We start from the raw sequence: 14178 nt of genomic DNA on the forward strand, positions 1-14178 counted from the left end.
TTTGCCGGGCCGCAGGTATTGCCCCCTGCAAGGGGGTTGGCGAAGCGACACGAAGTGCGCGCAGCCTGGGGGTGTGCCACGTTCAGGCGTTGAAGTACCAGCGGATCGAGTGGAAGAAGATCGGGGCGGCGAAGCACAGCGCATCGACCCGGTCGAGAAGGCCGTTGGCTCCCGTCACGCCCACGCCCTTCTGGCCCCAGTTCGGAATCCCCCGGTCGCGCTTGAGCGCCTTCATCACGAGGTGCCCCATCGATCCCGCGATGCAGGCAATGACCGATACCGCCAGCGCTTGCCCGAACCTGAACGGCGTGATGAACGAGAACAGCGCGCCCACCAGGCTGGCCACGACGATGCCGATGCCCCAGCTGGTCCAGTTGAAGCTGCGGCTCACGTTGGGCGCGAAGGGCGTGCGCTGCATGCGGCGCGAGATCAGGTGCTGCACCAGCACCGAGGTCTGCACCACGAACACCAGGAAGAACACGAGGAACGCGCTCTTGCCTTCGTAGCCCGGAAAGCTCAGCAGCAGCAGCGCAGGCACGTGGCTCATGCCGTAGACGCAGACCATGATGCCCCACTGCAGCTTGGCGTTGCGCTCGAGGAACTGGCTCGGGTCGTCGGCCAGCGCGCTCGCCACCGGGATCGCGAGGAACACGTAGACCGGGATGAACACGGTGAACAGGTCGAAGCGCGCGGTGGCCACCAGCCAGAACTGGATCGGCAGCACCACGAAGAAGGCCAGGATCAGGCTGCGGTGGTCGCCGCGCCGCGTGGGCGAGAGCGTGATGAACTCGCGCAGCGCGAAAAAGGAAATCAGCGCGAACAGCACGGTGGCCACGGTTTCGCCCAGCGCCCAGCCGATCCAGAAGATGATCACCATGAACCAGGTGGTGCCCAGCAGCGCGCGGAAGTGCGCCAGTTCGGCTTGCCAGGCGGCGTCGTGCACGGGGTTGCGGCGCTCCCGGAAGGTGAGGAAGAACGCGGTGGCGCTCACGATTGCGAGCAGGCCGAAGACGATGAGGAAGAGTGCAGCGACCTGTTGGGTCGGGGTGAGGCTGCGCAGGAACTGGTTCATCTGTCGGTCATTTCAGACATCGCGCAAGGCAATCACCGCGGCACGCGCACGATCAAGGAAGGGCCGGCGCTCTTCGCCTTCTTCGACACGGATCGGCGCGCCGAAAGTGACCGAGCAGAGGATGGGCACTGGCACGATCTCGCCCTTGGGCATCACGCGCTGCACGTTGTCGATCCAGGCGGGCACCAGCACCACCTCTGGGAACATCGTGGCTAGCGTGTAGAGGCCCGACTTGAACTTCTGCGGCTCGCCCGTGTGGCCGCGCGTGCCCTCGGGAAAGATGATGATCGAGTCGCCGCTTCGCAGGGCTTCGACGAGGGGCGCAAGCGGATCGGGGGCAGGAGCTGCCGCGACGGGCGGGGCTTCGGGTTCTGCCGACGGAGGCGGCGGGGCAGGGGGCTCCGGCAGGTCGAGCCGGCCTTGCGCTTCGGGCACCGTCTCGGCGGGCGGTTCCGGTGTCGTCAATGGCAGCAGGGGCTCCATCGACGGCTCGATGCGCTCGGCCGGTGAGGGAGCGACGGCTCGCGCAGCGGGCGCTGGCGGCGGGGCCTCGACCGCCACAGGGGCAAGGGATGCCGTCGCAGCAGGCGCCGCCTGGCGCTCCACGTACACCGCGTTGAACACCTCCGTCGTGATCCAGCGCTTGACCGGCGTGTTGGCCCAGTAGTCGCGCGCCGCGATCGGCCGCGTGATGCTGCGCAGCTCCTCGGGCAGCGCCGCCCAGATCATCACCAGGTCGGCATGGCTCTGGTGGTTGGCGAAGTAGATGCGCTGCTCGGCCTTCGGCGGACAGCCATACCAGCGCGCCTGGGCGCCTGTGAGCAACCGGACGATTCCCAACAACAACCAACCCGTGAGCTTTGCCAGCATATGGGCGCGATGATACGGGCCATGCGATGGCGTCTCGATCCTCTTTCACTCGTGTGGGCGGTGGCCCTGTTCTTCGTTCTCGTGCTGCTGGCCACCGTCGGCGCGCGCTGGGGCTGGCTGCGCAGCTTCTTCGGCGACGTGCTGGCCGTGGTGTGGGTGTACTTCGTCTTCAGGACCGCGATCGCCGCACGCGTATGGCCGCTGGCATTGGCCGCGCTGGGCGTGGGGCTCGCGGTCGAGCTCGGGCAATACCTCGCGGCGGCGTGGCACCTGCACATCCCGAACCGCGCCTTGCGCATCGTGCTCGGCAGCACGGCCGACTGGTGGGACGTGCTGGCCTATGTGATCGGCTTCGGTGCGGTGCTGGCCATCGAAGGCCTGCGCGGCACGCTCAGGGCAGTTCGGCCGCAGGCATCCGTGCCATGACCGTCGACGCCCGCCCGCTCAGGTAGGGCGAACCGAGCCGGCGCTCGAAGAACCTGGGGCTCGGCAGCATCACCGCGAGGCGCGCGGCCTCGCTGGTGCTCAGGCGCGACGCCGGCTTGCGGAAGTAGTACTGCGACGCCGCCTCGGCGCCGAACACGCCTTCGCCCCACTCGACATTGTTGAGATAGATCTCGAGGATGCGCCGCTTGTCCAGCAGCACTTCGAGCAGCGTGGCGAGCACCAGCTCCTGGCCCTTGCGCAGCAAGGTGCGTTCGCTGGACAGCAGCAGGTTCTTCGCGAGCTGCTGCGTGATGGTCGATCCGCCGCGCAGCTGCACGGGCCGCACCGGCTTGCCGCGTGCCAAGGCGCGCGCCGCGCGTTTGGCGGCCAGCTCCTCGGCCTTGGCGTTGCGCTGGCGCGCGCGCTCGATGGCTTCCCACTCCACCCCGTTGTGGTCGACGAAGCCGGCGTCCTCGCTCGCGATGACGGCGCGCTTGAGCGTGTCGTTGATCTGCGAATAGGGCACCCACTGCTGCCGCCAGCCGCCGCCGCTGCCCTGGTGGATGGCAATCTGGAAGGCTTCGGAGCGCTGGAACGCGGTGCTCTGCGGATCGACCACGGCCATTGCCGCGATGCGCGCCACGAAGAACAGCTCGAGTGCCGCGCCCGCCACCACGAGGCAGGCGATCAGGCGCAGCACGGCTTTCATTTTTTCGCAGCGGCAAGCGATGCGCGCACTTCGGCCAGCACCTGTGCGGAAGGCGGGCGCACGCCGCGCCAGATCTCGAACGACTCGGCCGCCTGCTCGACGAGCATGCCCAGCCCGTCGCGCGCCACCGCGCCATGCGCCTCGGCCCAGGCCATGAAGCCCGCGGCCGCGGGGCCGTACATCATGTCGACCGCGAGCCCGCCGGCGCGCAGCACGCTGGCCTTCACCGGCACCGCGTCGCCCGCGAGGCTGGAGGCGGTGGCGTTGACCACCACGTCGAAGGCGCCCGGCACTTCGTCGAGCGCCCAGGCCTCGAGCGAGGCGCCATGGCGCAGCGCGATGGCCGCATGGTGGCGCACCAACTCGACGGCCTTGCCGACGGTGCGGTTCGCGACCACGACGCGCGAGACGCCCGCATCGAGCAGCGGGCCGAGCACGCCGGCTGCCGCACCGCCCGCGCCGATCAGCAGCAGCGCCTTACCTTTCAGCGGCACGCCCGCGTTGCGCACGATGTCGTTGACCAGGCCGATGCCGTCGGTGTTGTCCGCGTGGATGCTGCCGTCGGCGTCGAAGCGTAGCGTGTTGGCCGCCTGCGCGAGCAGGGCGCGTTCGCTGGTGTGCTGCGCCAGCGCAGCGGCTTCGAACTTGAAGGGGACCGTGATGTTGCAGCCGCGCGCGGTGTCGCCGCGTTCGGCGGCTTCGCTGCGAAAGGCCGCGATGCCTTCGGCGAAGGCGCCGAGCGGAATCAGCCGCCGGCCGTAGTCCAGCTGCTGGCCGCAGAGTTCGGCAAAACGCGCGTGGATGCCGGGCGAGCGGCTGTGCTCGACCGGGTTGCCCATGACGCAGTACAGGTCCATGGCGTCTGCCTCCTTGGGTTTTCTTGTCGTCTACTGCGAGGAGAGTTCGACCGACCCGTCGTGTGCAAACCGGAAGTGCGGCCGGATCACGATCTGGTCCGCATGCTCCTTGCGCATCGCATCGGTGAACTTGCCGAAGTTGCCGACGCTGGCGACGATGGCCTGGGCGCGGCGGTCCAGCACGGGAGCGCCCGAGCTTTCATCGACCACCGTCGAGAGCAGTCGGCCGTCGAAGTTGACCGTGATGGTCATCGTGAGCTCGCCATAGAGCTTCTTGCCGGCGAGCGTCGGAAAGTTGGCTGTGCCCTGGGCTTCCACCCGGCGGCGCAGCGAGTCCACGTAGCTCGCGAAGGCCGCTTCCCGCGTGAAGGGGCTCAGGAAGCGCTTCTTCGGGCGTGCGTTTTCCTCGTTCACGCGGCGCTCGATCTCGGCCAGCAGGTTGATCATCTGCCGGCGCTTTTCTTCCTGCGCCGTGGCCTCGGTCGGGTCGCCGGGGTTGCGCGGGTCGGGCGCAGGCATTGCGGCGAGCTCGCGCTTGAGCTGGGTGAGCATCTGCAACTGCTCGGTCTGCATCGCATCGACCTTGCGCTGCGCGTCCTCGAACGAATCACCGACGGTGGTGAAGCTCGACGGCGGCAGCGGGCTGGTTGCGCGGCCCTTGTCGAGGTCGCCGCCGCCCGCAAGCGAGGTCTGCGCCCGCAGCCGGGCGCTGGGGTCGGGCTTGTCGTTGGTCCTTGTGTTGACCAGGATCACTTCGAGCGGCGTGTCGCTGAAGACCTTGTTGAACGATTCGGGATCGACGAAGCGCACCGCGAGCAGCACGGCATGCGCAATGACCGACACGCCCAGTGCAATCTGCAGCGTGCTGAGGTCCTTGAAGTTCATTCTCGAAATTCCTCCAGGGGGCGCATTTCTCCGGACGAGCTGCCGAAGTTCATGCTGGCGTGTTTTCGGGTGCGGCTTCGCTGTCGCTCAGGTCGACGGCAATGGCGATCGGGCCTGCGACCACCTCTTCTTCCTCTCCGCTCTCTTCGTCGACGGCCGCATCGGCCTTCGGCGCGTCGAGGCGTTCGAGCACGGTGCCGGTCACGTCGAGCGCGATCTCGTCGATCTCGCCGAGCTTCACGCGCAGCCGTGCGCCGCGTTCCTGCTGGCCGGCCACCGGGAACACCAGCGGCAGCGTGTCGGCACGCACCAGCGCGCCGTTCGGCAGGTCCTTGATGACGGTGGCTTCGAGTTCGGTGATGCCCTGCTGCTGCAGGTACTTCAGCGTCCAGAAGCGTTCCATGCCGCCCTGGTAGGCGTTGTACGTGGCATAGGCCGCGTCGAAGCCGGAGAGGATCGAGAACAGGTCGGCGTCCTTCGGCTTGAAAGGCGCGGCCAGTGCAGCGGTCTTGCCGTGGCGCGCCGCCGCGATGATCTGCCACTGGTTCACGAGGTCGGTATAGCGGCGCAGCGGCGAGGTGCTCCACGCGTAGCTCTTCACGCCCAGGCCCGCATGCGGCAGCGCGCGCGTGCCCATGCGCACCTTGATGCCGGGCGCGAGGCTCGCCTGGCTGCGGTAGAGGCCGGGCACGCCCAGTTCGCCGAGCCAGCCGCCCCAGCTGCTGTTGGCCAGGATCATCGCCTCGGACACGATCAGGTCGAGCGGCGCGCCGCGCTGGCGCGTGCTGATCTGCACCTGCTCGCTGCCGGTGGGCTCGCCGTCGTTGCCGACGAGGCGGAAGTTGTAGTCGGGCCGGTTGAAGTTCTCGGGCTTGCCGCGCACCACCTCGCGCTGCGCCTTCAACTGCTTGGCGAGGCGGAACAGGAAGGAGAGCGGGGCGCGCAGGTTCGCGGCGGCTTCGGGCGTGTCGTCGCTCTGGAACGCGCCGTCCTCCAGCCAAGGCTGCGTGACGACGCTGTCGAGCTGGTCGTGGCGCAGGTTGGCCACGATCGGCACGCGCTCCAGTTTCGTTTCGGTGGCTTGCAGTTCCAGCGTGGCTTCGTCGAAGCGCGCATAGAGCGACACGGCAGGCCGGTCACCGCCTTCGAGCAGGGTGTAGGTGTTGACCACGTCGTCGGGCAGCATCGTGATCTTGTAGCCCGGCATGTAGACCGTCGACATGCGCGCACGCGCCACGTTGTCGATGGCGCTGCCCGGCGTCAGCGCCAGAGCCGGCGCCGCGATGTGGATGCCGACCGTGACGGTGCCCGTGCCCAGGCCTTGCACCGAGAGCGCGTCGTCGATCTCGGTGGTCTGCGAATCGTCGATCGAGAAGGCCTGCAAGCCGGACGCCACCGGCAGGTCGTCCACGATGGCCGGTGCCGCGAGCGCGGGGAAACCGGTGCCCTTGGGAAAGTTCTCGAACAGGAAGCGGCGCCAGTGGAACTGGTAGGGCGAGTCGATGGCGCCGGCGCGCTCCAGCAGATCGAGCGGCGGGCGCTGCGTGGCGCGCGAGGCGTCGACCACGGCCTTGTATTCGGGGGCGTTCTTGTCGGGGCGGAACAGGATCTTGTAGAGCTGCTCGCGCACCGGTGCGGGGCACACGCCTTCGGCCAATTGCGCGGCCCATTCGGCGATCTGCGCCTGGATGGCTTTTTTCTTCTCGATGGCGGCCAGCGCCTGCTGCACGATCTCGGCCGGTGCCTTCTTGAAGCGCCCCTTGCCCGCGCGGCGGAAATAGTGCGGCGCCTCGAACAGCGCGAACAGGGCGGCGGCCTGCTGCGCCAGCGAGGGCTTGTCGCTGAAATAATCGGCTGCGAGATCGGCAAAGCCGAATTCCCCCTCGGCCGCGAATTCCCAGGCGAGGTCGAGGTCCATGGCGGCGGCGAGCGTGCGCGCCTCGGCGATCAGGTCGGTGGGCGACGGTTTCTCGAAACGCAGCACGATGTTGGCGCCCTTGACCTTGACGCGCTTGCCGGTGTCGAGTTCGACCTGTGCCGACGCCTCGGCCTCCGATAGCACGCGGCCGCCGAGGTACTTGCCGGCTTCTTCAAACAATACAAACATCCCTCGATTGTCCCACGCTGAAAACCGGCGCGATCCAATTCCAGGATGCAGCGGAACCGGCCTTGCCGGGCCGCAGGCATCGCCCCCCTGCAGGGGGATTGGCGCAGCGACATGAAGTGCGCGAAGCCCGGGGGTGTACCTAGATCGGGTTGATGAACGCCATGACGTCGTCGAGATGCGCTTTCTCGAAGTCGGAGAGGGCGTGGTCGCTGCCTTCGAGCAGCTTGATGTTGCTGTCGGGATAGCGCGCGGACATCTCATGCCAGTCGAGCGCTTCGTCGCCCTTGGCGATGATGGCGAAGACGCGCTCGGGCCGCGTGAGCGGGCCGACTTCCATCGCACGCAGTTCGTGGATGTATTCGGGGCGGAAGTAGAAATGCTCGGCCGGGTCGTGCCAGAGGGTCTGGTCGCCGATGTAGCGCGTGAGGTCGCGTGCGGGATGCACGGCCGGATTGAGCAGCACCGCGCGGCAGCGCGTCATGCCGGCCACGTAGGTCGCGTAGTACCCGCCGAGCGACGAGCCCACCACCGCCATCGACTTGCGCGGCCAATGCGCGATGCCCTTCATCACCATGTCGATGGCATCGTGCGGCGACGGCGGCAATTGCGGGCACCACCACTGCAGGTTCGGGTGGCGCTGCGCCACGCGTTCCGCGACGATCCGGGCCTTGGTCGAACGAGGCGAAGAACGGAAGCCGTGCAGATAGAGCAGGTGAGTGGTGTGCGCATCCATGCGAGGAAAGGACGGGAGGTGCGGCTGTTGCACCTCGCTTGGCGGGACCGGGTAATTCTGCATGAGGTCTGTTCTCGCGAGGCCGCTTCCAACATACGAAAAGCCCGCTGTGCGGGGGTTCTTCGGGAACGCTATAGCTTACTGAGGCCTGGGGCGCGTGGGCACCCTGTGTACGCGGAATCCAAAAGTACTCATGTGATGGCCGAGGGGTGCAGGTGGCCTGCGTTCGGGCTACGTCACATGCGAGAGAGGGGCTCGCCTCGGAAAAGCGCGGTTTCGTGGAGCCTTGCGATGTGCATCCCATGAACCGGGTAGGCGCGTACGGATTCGGTGGGGGCGCCGAGGCTTATGCTCTGCCCATGAACACTGAGGCTCAGGAGGACGCGACGCTGCACCGCTGGGGTGTGCTCGTTGTCGAAGACGACAGCCGCGCGCGTGCCTTTTTCGAGGCCAGCGTGCAGCGCAGCCCACGCCTTTTCTGGCTCGGCAGCGCCGGAACGGTGCAGGAAGCGCTGGGATGGCTGGCCCGCACCGCCACCATTCCCGACGTGCTGCTGGTCGACCTCGGCATGCCCGACGGCACGGGCCTCGACGTGATCCGGGACGCGGTCGCGCGCTTTCCTGGCTGCGAGCCGCTGGTGGTGTCGGTCTTCGGCGACGAGGAGAACGTGCTCGCCAGCATCGAAGCAGGGGCCGTGGGCTACATCCACAAGGACGCCGCACCGGAGGACATCGCGCAGACCATCGTGGAGATGAAGGCTGGCGCCTCCCCGATCTCGCCCATGATCGCGCGGCGCGTGCTCGCGAAGTACCGCAGCCTGCAATCGGCAGCCCCTCCCGGCGCGGCGCCGGGGGCAGCGCCCGAAGCCGCCGCGGAAGAGTCCGACCGCGGCCTGCTGTCGGCGCGCGAGCACGAGGTGCTGACGCTCATCGCTCGCGGCTTCTCGTACGCGGAAATCGCGCGGCTCAAAGGCCTGAGCGTGCACACGGTGCAGACCCACATCAAGAATCTCTACGGAAAGCTCGCCGTGCATTCCAAGAGCGAGGCGGTTTTCGAAGCGACGCGTCTCGGCCTGTTGTCTCATCCGGGCTGAACGCAGATGCGACCAAGTCGGGTGCTGCTGCTGGTGCTTTGGCTGGCGATGCTCTTCGCGGGTATCCCCGGCGTCTGCGGCGCGGCCGCGTACGAGGCACCGATCGAACTGCGCCAGGGCACCGTCACGACCTCTGTCGACGGCACCACGCGCACGGGGCCTGTCGAGCTGCCCTACCACTGGGACCGCCGGCACCAGGGGCGTCCCGGCCTGGCGAGCTTCGATCTGCCGTTCAGGCTCGAGGCCGTGCCCGAGACACCGTGGGGCATCTTCATCCCGCGCGTCGGCAACGTTTTCGAGGTGCAGCTCAACGACGCGCTGCTGCAGGTCTACGGCGACCTGAGCCGCGGCAATGATGCCGACTACGCCAAGGCGCCCATCTACGTGCCGGTGCCCGGGCGCCTGCTGCGAACGGGCGACAACCTCCTGCAGATCCGGCTGCGCGCCGACACCGCGCGGCGCGCGGGGCTTTCGCGGGTGGTCATCGGGCCGGCCACGCCGGTGCGCAACGAACTCTTCGAGAGTGCCTACGCATGGCGCTTCACCGGCTCGGTGCTGCTGATGGCCTTCAGCCTGATCGTGGGCGGCATCGCGTTGGCGCTGTGGCTGACGCAGGTCGACGCCGATGCCAGGGGCGCGCAGCGGCGCGACGGCATCTACTTCTGGGCCGCGCTGGCCGAGTTCTGCTGGGCGCTGCGGGTGGCCGACGGCGTGATCGCGGAGCCGCCGCTGTCCTGGGGGCCATGGGGCGTGCTGATGGCCGCCTGCTATGCGGGCTGGGCAGCCTCTTCCATGATGTTCGCCTATCACCTCGCGGGATGGGCGCGCGAGCGCCGCGGCCGGTGGGTGCGGTGGCCGATCGCGGGCGTCGTGGCCGGGACGGTGTTGTCCAGTGCGCTGTCGCTGCAGCGCGACGAGCCGATGTGGCTCACCGGCTGGCTCGCCGTCGAGATCGTTTTCGTCCTGGCCTTCGCCGGTGCCTTCGCGGTCGCCACCCTGCGCAAACCGAACGCAGAGCGGCTGCTGGTGGCCGGCGCTGCCCTGGTGACGGTGGCCTTCGGCACGCGCGACTGGCTGGTGATCCGCCTCGGCGACGCCTACGGCGAGACCACCTGGGTGCGCTATTCGTCGGTGTTCTTCGGCGTGGCGCTGCTGCTGATCGTGCTGCGGCGCTTTCGCGCGGCGAGCGTGCAGGCGCGCGGCTCGGTCGCGGCGCTCGCCGAGCGGGTGGCCCAGCGCGAGCGCGAGCTCGCGGCCACCTACGCAGAGCTCGAAGCGGCGGCGCGCGACCAGGCGCGCACCCACGAGCGCGAACGCATCCTGCGCGAGATGCACGACGGCGTGGGCTCGCACATCAGCTCGGCGATCCGGCAGCTGCAGTCGGGTCAGAGCAGCTCGGGCGACCTGCTGCGCACGCTGCGCGATTCGCTGGACCAGCTGAAGCTGTCGATCGATTCGATCCACCTGCCGCCGGGCGACGTGGGCGCGCTGCTGGCGGCGGCGCGCTACCGGCTGGAGCCCCGGCTGGCGGCGGCGGGCATCGAGTTCGAATGGGCGGTGGACGAGGTGGAGCCGGTGGAGGGGCTCGACGCGCTGGGCATGCGGCAGTTGCAGTTCCTGCTGTTCGAGGCGATCTCCAACGTGCTGCAGCATGCGCAGGCCACCGTGCTGCGGTTCGAAGCCGGCATGCAGGGCAAGACGGTGCAGCTGCGGGTGATCGACAACGGCAAGGGCTTCGACGCGGTGAAGCACCTGCCGCGGTCGCTGGCGGAGCGCTCGGGGGCCATCGGGGCCCGGCTGGCGGTGGAAAGCCGACCCGGGCGCACGGTCGTTCAGCTCGAATTCGATTGAGGGGGCTGGCGGGGCAGGGATAATCCGCCCCCATGTCTGCCGTGTTCAACCAGCCCTCCCTGGCGCGTCGCATCGCGCCCATCTTCCAGGGCTTCGACGGCTTTCTGGCCTTCGCCGTGCTGCTGCTCGCGTTCGCCGGGCTGCTGACCATGTATTCCTCCGGCTACGACCACGGCTCGCGCTTCGTCGACCATGGCCGCAACATGCTGCTGGCCGGCTTCATCATGTTCGCGGTGGCGCAGGTGCCGCCGCAGCGGCTGATGCTGGCGGCCGTGCCGCTCTACACGATGGGCGTGGCCCTGCTGGTGGCGGTGGCGCTGTTCGGCATCACCAAGAAGGGCGCCACGCGCTGGATCAACGTGGGCGTCGTGATCCAGCCCAGCGAAATCCTGAAGATCGCGATGCCGCTGATGCTGGCCTGGTGGTTCCAGCGGCGCGAGGGCCAGCTGCGGCCACTCGATTTCGTGGTGGCGACGGTGCTGCTGGCGGTGCCGGTCGGCCTCATCATGAAGCAGCCCGACCTAGGCACCTCGCTGCTGGTGCTGGCGGCCGGGCTGGCGGTGATCTTCTTTGCCGGGCTGCCATGGAAGCTGATCGTGCCGCCGGTGCTGATCGGCGCGGTGGCCGTCACGCTGATCGTGGGTTTCGAGTCGAGGCTGTGCGCCGACGGGGTCGACTGGCGCGTGCTGCACGACTACCAGAAGCAGCGCGTGTGCACGCTGCTCGACCCCAGCAAGGACCCGCTGGGCAAGGGCTTCCACATCATCCAGGGGATGATCGCCATCGGTTCGGGCGGGGTGGGCGGCAAGGGCTTCATGCAGGGCACCCAGACGCACCTCGAGTTCATTCCCGAGCGCACCACCGACTTCATCTTTGCCGCGTATTCCGAGGAGTTCGGGCTGATGGGCAACCTGGCGCTGATCTCGGCCTTCATCCTGCTGGTCTTTCGCGGGCTGGTCATCGCGACCAACGCGGCCACCCTGTTCTCGCGCCTGCTGGCGGGAGCGGTGACGATGATTTTCTTCACCTATGCCTTCGTGAACATGGGCATGGTGAGCGGCATTTTGCCGGTGGTGGGGGTGCCGCTGCCGTTCATCAGCTACGGCGGCACCGCCATGGTGACGCTGGGGCTGGGGCTGGGCATCCTGATGTCCATCGCCCGGGCCCGAAAACTGGCTCAAAGCTAGCGCACCCCCAGGCCAGGAACACCGGGGAACCGGCCTTGCCGGGCCTCTGGTGTCCCCGGCAGGGGGAAGGCGAAGCGACGCGAAGTGCGCGCAGCCTGGGGGCGAGCCATAGAATCCTGAAATGATCTCTCGCGAACCCACCATCGAGCGCCTCGCCACGGCGCAACAGCTCCTGCTCACGCCGTTCGGACTCGACGAATCGCACCTGAGCAAGGCCTTGGCCGAGATCACCGCGCACCGGGTGGACGACGCCGACCTGTACTTCCAGTACACCCGCAGCGAAGGCTGGAGCCTCGAAGAGGGCATCGTCAAGACCGGCAGCTTCAGCATCGACCAGGGCGTTGGCGTGCGCGCGGTCAGTGGCGAGAAAACCGCCTTCGCTTACTCCGACGATATTTCCGAAGCCTCGCTGCTCGACGCGGCGCGCACGGTCCGCTCCATTTCCTCCGCTGGCCGCACCGGCCGCGTGAAGACGGCGACCCGCAAGATCGCCTCCAGCCGCTCGCTCTACGACGGCATCGACCCCATCGCCACGCTCGACAGCACCGCCAAGGTGAAGCTGCTCGAAAAGGTCGAAAGACTGGCCCGCTCGCGCGATCCGCGCGTCGCGCAGGTCATGGCCGGCCTCGCAAGCGAATACGACGTGGTGCTCGTGGCCCGCGCCGACGGCACGCTGGCCGCCGACGTGCGCCCGCTGGTGCGCCTGTCGGTCACAGTGATCGCCGAGCAGAACGGCCGCCGCGAAATCGGCTCCGGCGGCGGCGGCGGGCGTTTCGGCCTGGCCTATTTCACCGACGAGCAGATCGCCGAATACGTCGGCCACGCCGTGAAGGCCGCGCTGACCAACCTCGACGCGCGCCCGGCCCCGGCCGGCGAAATGACCGTGGTGCTCGGCTCCGGCTGGCCCGGCATCCTGTTGCACGAGGCCATCGGCCACGGGCTCGAGGGCGACTTCAACCGCAAGGGCTCCAGCGCGTTCTCGGGCCGCATCGGCCAGCGCGTGGCGGCCAAGGGCGTCACCGTGCTCGACGACGGCACCATTGCCGACCGCCGCGGCTCGCTCAACGTCGATGACGAGGGCAACGCCAGCCAGCGCAACGTGCTGATCGAGGACGGCATCCTCAAGGGCTACATCCAGGATGCGCTCAACGCGCGCCTCATGAAGGTCAAGCCCACCGGCAACGGCCGCCGCGAGAGCTACGCCCACGTGCCGATGCCGCGCATGACGAACACCTACATGCTCGGCGGCGACAAGGACCCGAAGGAAATCGTCGCCAGCATCAAGAAGGGCCTGTACGCCACCAACTTCGGCGGCGGGCAGGTCGACATCACGAGCGGCAAGTTCGTGTTCTCGGCCAGCGAGGCCTACTGGGTCGAGAACGGCAAGATCCAGTACCCCGTGAAGGGCGCGACCATCGTGGGCAACGGCCCCGACGCGCTCACCCGCGTGACCATGATCGGCAACGACATGGCGCTCGACTCCGGCGTCGGCACCTGCGGCAAGGAAGGCCAGAGCGTGCCCGTGGGCGTCGGCCAGCCGACCCTGCGCATCGATGGTTTGACCGTAGGCGGAACGGCCTGAGAGCTTGCTAAGCTGCGCTCCTTCACAAACTAGGAAGGAGCTTTCGATGATGAGGATCAGGATCAATTCGTCCGCGACCCTGTGGGCCGTGACTGCAACGGTGGCGCTGGCAGGCGCAGGCTGCGCGTCGCGCGGCGGCAGCCAGGGCGCGGCTGCGCCGGCACCCGCGGCCGCTCCCGCCGCACCGGCCCGCGGCGGCGCGAAGGCCGGCATGGATGCCCAGGGCAACGTGGTCGATTCCTCCAAGGTCGAGGCTGGCAGCGGCCGCACCGTCAAGGGCCTGAACGGCTACGAAGGCGAGATCACCGGCAACCCGGCGCGCAACAGCAAGTTCGCGCGCCTGCAGATCGGCATGAGCGCCAGGCAGGTCACGGACCTCGCGGGCCCGCCGACCGACCAGGGGGCCTACGTCACCGGCAAGGCCTTCATTCCGTTCTATTTCGGCAGCGACCGCCACCGCTACGAAATGACCTACAAGGGGCAGGGGCGGCTGGTCTTCGCGGGCGGCGGCATGGGCGACTACTCCAGCGGCAACCTGATCTGGATCATCCACAACCCGAACGAATCGGGCTACCGATAAACAACGCACATCCCGGCCGCTTGACCGGGATTTTTCTTTCCGTGCTACATTTCGCCTCCATGTCCGCTCTTCGCGCTTATTTCTTTGCCTACTTTTGGTTCCCGGTTTCCGGCGGACGAGAGGCGAGCGCGTAAAGCAAACGAACACCCTCCCAAAACCGCCGGTGGCCTCAAGCCCCCGGCGGTTTTTTTATGCCCTGACGACATTCACTCCAACAAGGAAGCA

The 14178-nt window shown here is 68.0% G+C and carries 13 protein-coding genes; 6 read left to right on the forward strand and 7 right to left on the reverse strand.

Features of this window, described 5'->3' with window-relative positions; translation table 11 throughout:
• Window positions 1-82: 82 nt before the first annotated feature.
• Together AC1DFC_RS19870 and AC1DFC_RS19875 are read right to left on the reverse strand one after the other, a co-directional pair.
• The gene (locus AC1DFC_RS19870) at window positions 83-1072 is read right to left on the reverse strand and encodes a phosphatidate cytidylyltransferase (protein WP_007831391.1); all 990 of its coding nucleotides are present in this window, start codon (window positions 1070-1072) and stop codon (window positions 83-85) included.
• A gap of 12 nt (window positions 1073-1084) precedes the next feature.
• On the reverse strand, window positions 1085-1942 hold the full coding sequence (locus AC1DFC_RS19875) for a lysophospholipid acyltransferase family protein (RefSeq protein ID WP_007831392.1): 858 nt from the start codon (window positions 1940-1942) through the stop codon (window positions 1085-1087).
• Between AC1DFC_RS19875 and AC1DFC_RS19880 the strand changes: the two genes are divergently transcribed.
• Complete coding sequence (locus AC1DFC_RS19880; protein ID WP_007831394.1) at window positions 1943-2368, forward strand: ribosomal maturation YjgA family protein; 426 nt, start codon at window positions 1943-1945, stop codon at window positions 2366-2368.
• Here the strand turns inward: AC1DFC_RS19880 and mtgA are convergent.
• The 5 genes from mtgA to AC1DFC_RS19905 all read right to left on the reverse strand — a co-directional run bounded on the left by mtgA (window position 2334) and on the right by AC1DFC_RS19905 (window position 7659).
• Complete coding sequence (gene mtgA / locus AC1DFC_RS19885) at window positions 2334-3077, reverse strand: monofunctional biosynthetic peptidoglycan transglycosylase (RefSeq protein ID WP_007831396.1); 744 nt, start codon at window positions 3075-3077, stop codon at window positions 2334-2336. The genes AC1DFC_RS19880 and mtgA overlap by 35 nt on opposite strands.
• The gene (aroE, locus tag AC1DFC_RS19890) at window positions 3074-3934 is read right to left on the reverse strand and encodes a shikimate dehydrogenase (protein WP_007831397.1); all 861 of its coding nucleotides are present in this window, start codon (window positions 3932-3934) and stop codon (window positions 3074-3076) included. Before aroE ends, mtgA begins: the two co-directional genes overlap by 4 nt.
• A gap of 30 nt (window positions 3935-3964) precedes the next feature.
• Window positions 3965-4819: a cell envelope integrity TolA family protein gene (locus tag AC1DFC_RS19895; protein WP_007831398.1), complete on the reverse strand. Its 855-nt coding sequence runs from the start codon at window positions 4817-4819 to the stop codon at window positions 3965-3967.
• 49 nt (window positions 4820-4868) lie between these two features.
• A complete protein-coding gene (locus AC1DFC_RS19900) occupies window positions 4869-6926 on the reverse strand; it encodes a ribonuclease catalytic domain-containing protein (RefSeq protein WP_478179853.1) in 2058 nt (685 codons plus the stop codon).
• A 139-nt stretch (window positions 6927-7065) separates the two neighbouring features.
• Entirely contained in the window at window positions 7066-7659 is a 594-nt protein-coding gene (locus AC1DFC_RS19905) for a YqiA/YcfP family alpha/beta fold hydrolase (RefSeq protein ID WP_042673102.1), read from the reverse strand.
• A 359-nt stretch (window positions 7660-8018) separates the two neighbouring features.
• On the opposite strand from AC1DFC_RS19905, the gene AC1DFC_RS19910 reads away from it, so the two are divergent.
• The 5 genes from AC1DFC_RS19910 to AC1DFC_RS19930 all read left to right on the forward strand — a co-directional run bounded on the left by AC1DFC_RS19910 (window position 8019) and on the right by AC1DFC_RS19930 (window position 13953).
• The gene (locus tag AC1DFC_RS19910) at window positions 8019-8753 is read left to right on the forward strand and encodes a response regulator transcription factor (protein WP_042673104.1); all 735 of its coding nucleotides are present in this window, start codon (window positions 8019-8021) and stop codon (window positions 8751-8753) included.
• Window positions 8754-8759: 6 nt separating this feature from the next.
• Window positions 8760-10604 (forward strand): sensor histidine kinase, encoded by a 1845-nt coding sequence (locus AC1DFC_RS19915; protein ID WP_413333384.1) that lies wholly within the window; start codon window positions 8760-8762, stop codon window positions 10602-10604.
• Window positions 10605-10636: 32 nt separating this feature from the next.
• On the forward strand, window positions 10637-11791 hold the full coding sequence (gene rodA, locus AC1DFC_RS19920; protein WP_007831412.1) for a rod shape-determining protein RodA: 1155 nt from the start codon (window positions 10637-10639) through the stop codon (window positions 11789-11791).
• A gap of 121 nt (window positions 11792-11912) precedes the next feature.
• A complete protein-coding gene (gene tldD / locus AC1DFC_RS19925) occupies window positions 11913-13373 on the forward strand; it encodes a metalloprotease TldD (protein ID WP_478179854.1) in 1461 nt (486 codons plus the stop codon).
• A 46-nt stretch (window positions 13374-13419) separates the two neighbouring features.
• Window positions 13420-13953: a hypothetical protein gene (locus tag AC1DFC_RS19930; RefSeq protein WP_478179855.1), complete on the forward strand. Its 534-nt coding sequence runs from the start codon at window positions 13420-13422 to the stop codon at window positions 13951-13953.
• Window positions 13954-14178 lie beyond the last annotated feature (225 nt).

The sequence above is a fragment of the Variovorax sp. 10L421 genome (genome assembly GCF_056395365.1).

Excerpts from the sequence above, each read along its gene's own strand:
- mtgA (WP_007831396.1), bottom strand. The coding sequence starts at position 3,077 with ATGAAAGCCGTGCTGCGCCTGATCGCCTGCCTCGTGGTGGCGGGCGCG.
- tldD (WP_478179854.1), top strand. The coding sequence starts at position 11,913 with ATGATCTCTCGCGAACCCACCATCGAGCGCCTCGCCACGGCGCAACAG.
- AC1DFC_RS19930 (WP_478179855.1), top strand. The coding sequence starts at position 13,420 with ATGATGAGGATCAGGATCAATTCGTCCGCGACCCTGTGGGCCGTGACT.
- AC1DFC_RS19875 (WP_007831392.1), bottom strand. The coding sequence starts at position 1,942 with ATGCTGGCAAAGCTCACGGGTTGGTTGTTGTTGGGAATCGTCCGGTTG.
- AC1DFC_RS19915 (WP_413333384.1), top strand. The coding sequence starts at position 8,760 with ATGCGACCAAGTCGGGTGCTGCTGCTGGTGCTTTGGCTGGCGATGCTC.
- AC1DFC_RS19880 (WP_007831394.1), top strand. The coding sequence starts at position 1,943 with ATGGGCGCGATGATACGGGCCATGCGATGGCGTCTCGATCCTCTTTCA.
- aroE (WP_007831397.1), bottom strand. The coding sequence starts at position 3,934 with ATGGACCTGTACTGCGTCATGGGCAACCCGGTCGAGCACAGCCGCTCG.
- AC1DFC_RS19895 (WP_007831398.1), bottom strand. The coding sequence starts at position 4,819 with ATGAACTTCAAGGACCTCAGCACGCTGCAGATTGCACTGGGCGTGTCG.
- AC1DFC_RS19900 (WP_478179853.1), bottom strand. The coding sequence starts at position 6,926 with ATGTTTGTATTGTTTGAAGAAGCCGGCAAGTACCTCGGCGGCCGCGTG.
- AC1DFC_RS19910 (WP_042673104.1), top strand. The coding sequence starts at position 8,019 with ATGAACACTGAGGCTCAGGAGGACGCGACGCTGCACCGCTGGGGTGTG.
- AC1DFC_RS19905 (WP_042673102.1), bottom strand. The coding sequence starts at position 7,659 with ATGGATGCGCACACCACTCACCTGCTCTATCTGCACGGCTTCCGTTCT.
- AC1DFC_RS19870 (WP_007831391.1), bottom strand. The coding sequence starts at position 1,072 with ATGAACCAGTTCCTGCGCAGCCTCACCCCGACCCAACAGGTCGCTGCA.
- rodA (WP_007831412.1), top strand. The coding sequence starts at position 10,637 with ATGTCTGCCGTGTTCAACCAGCCCTCCCTGGCGCGTCGCATCGCGCCC.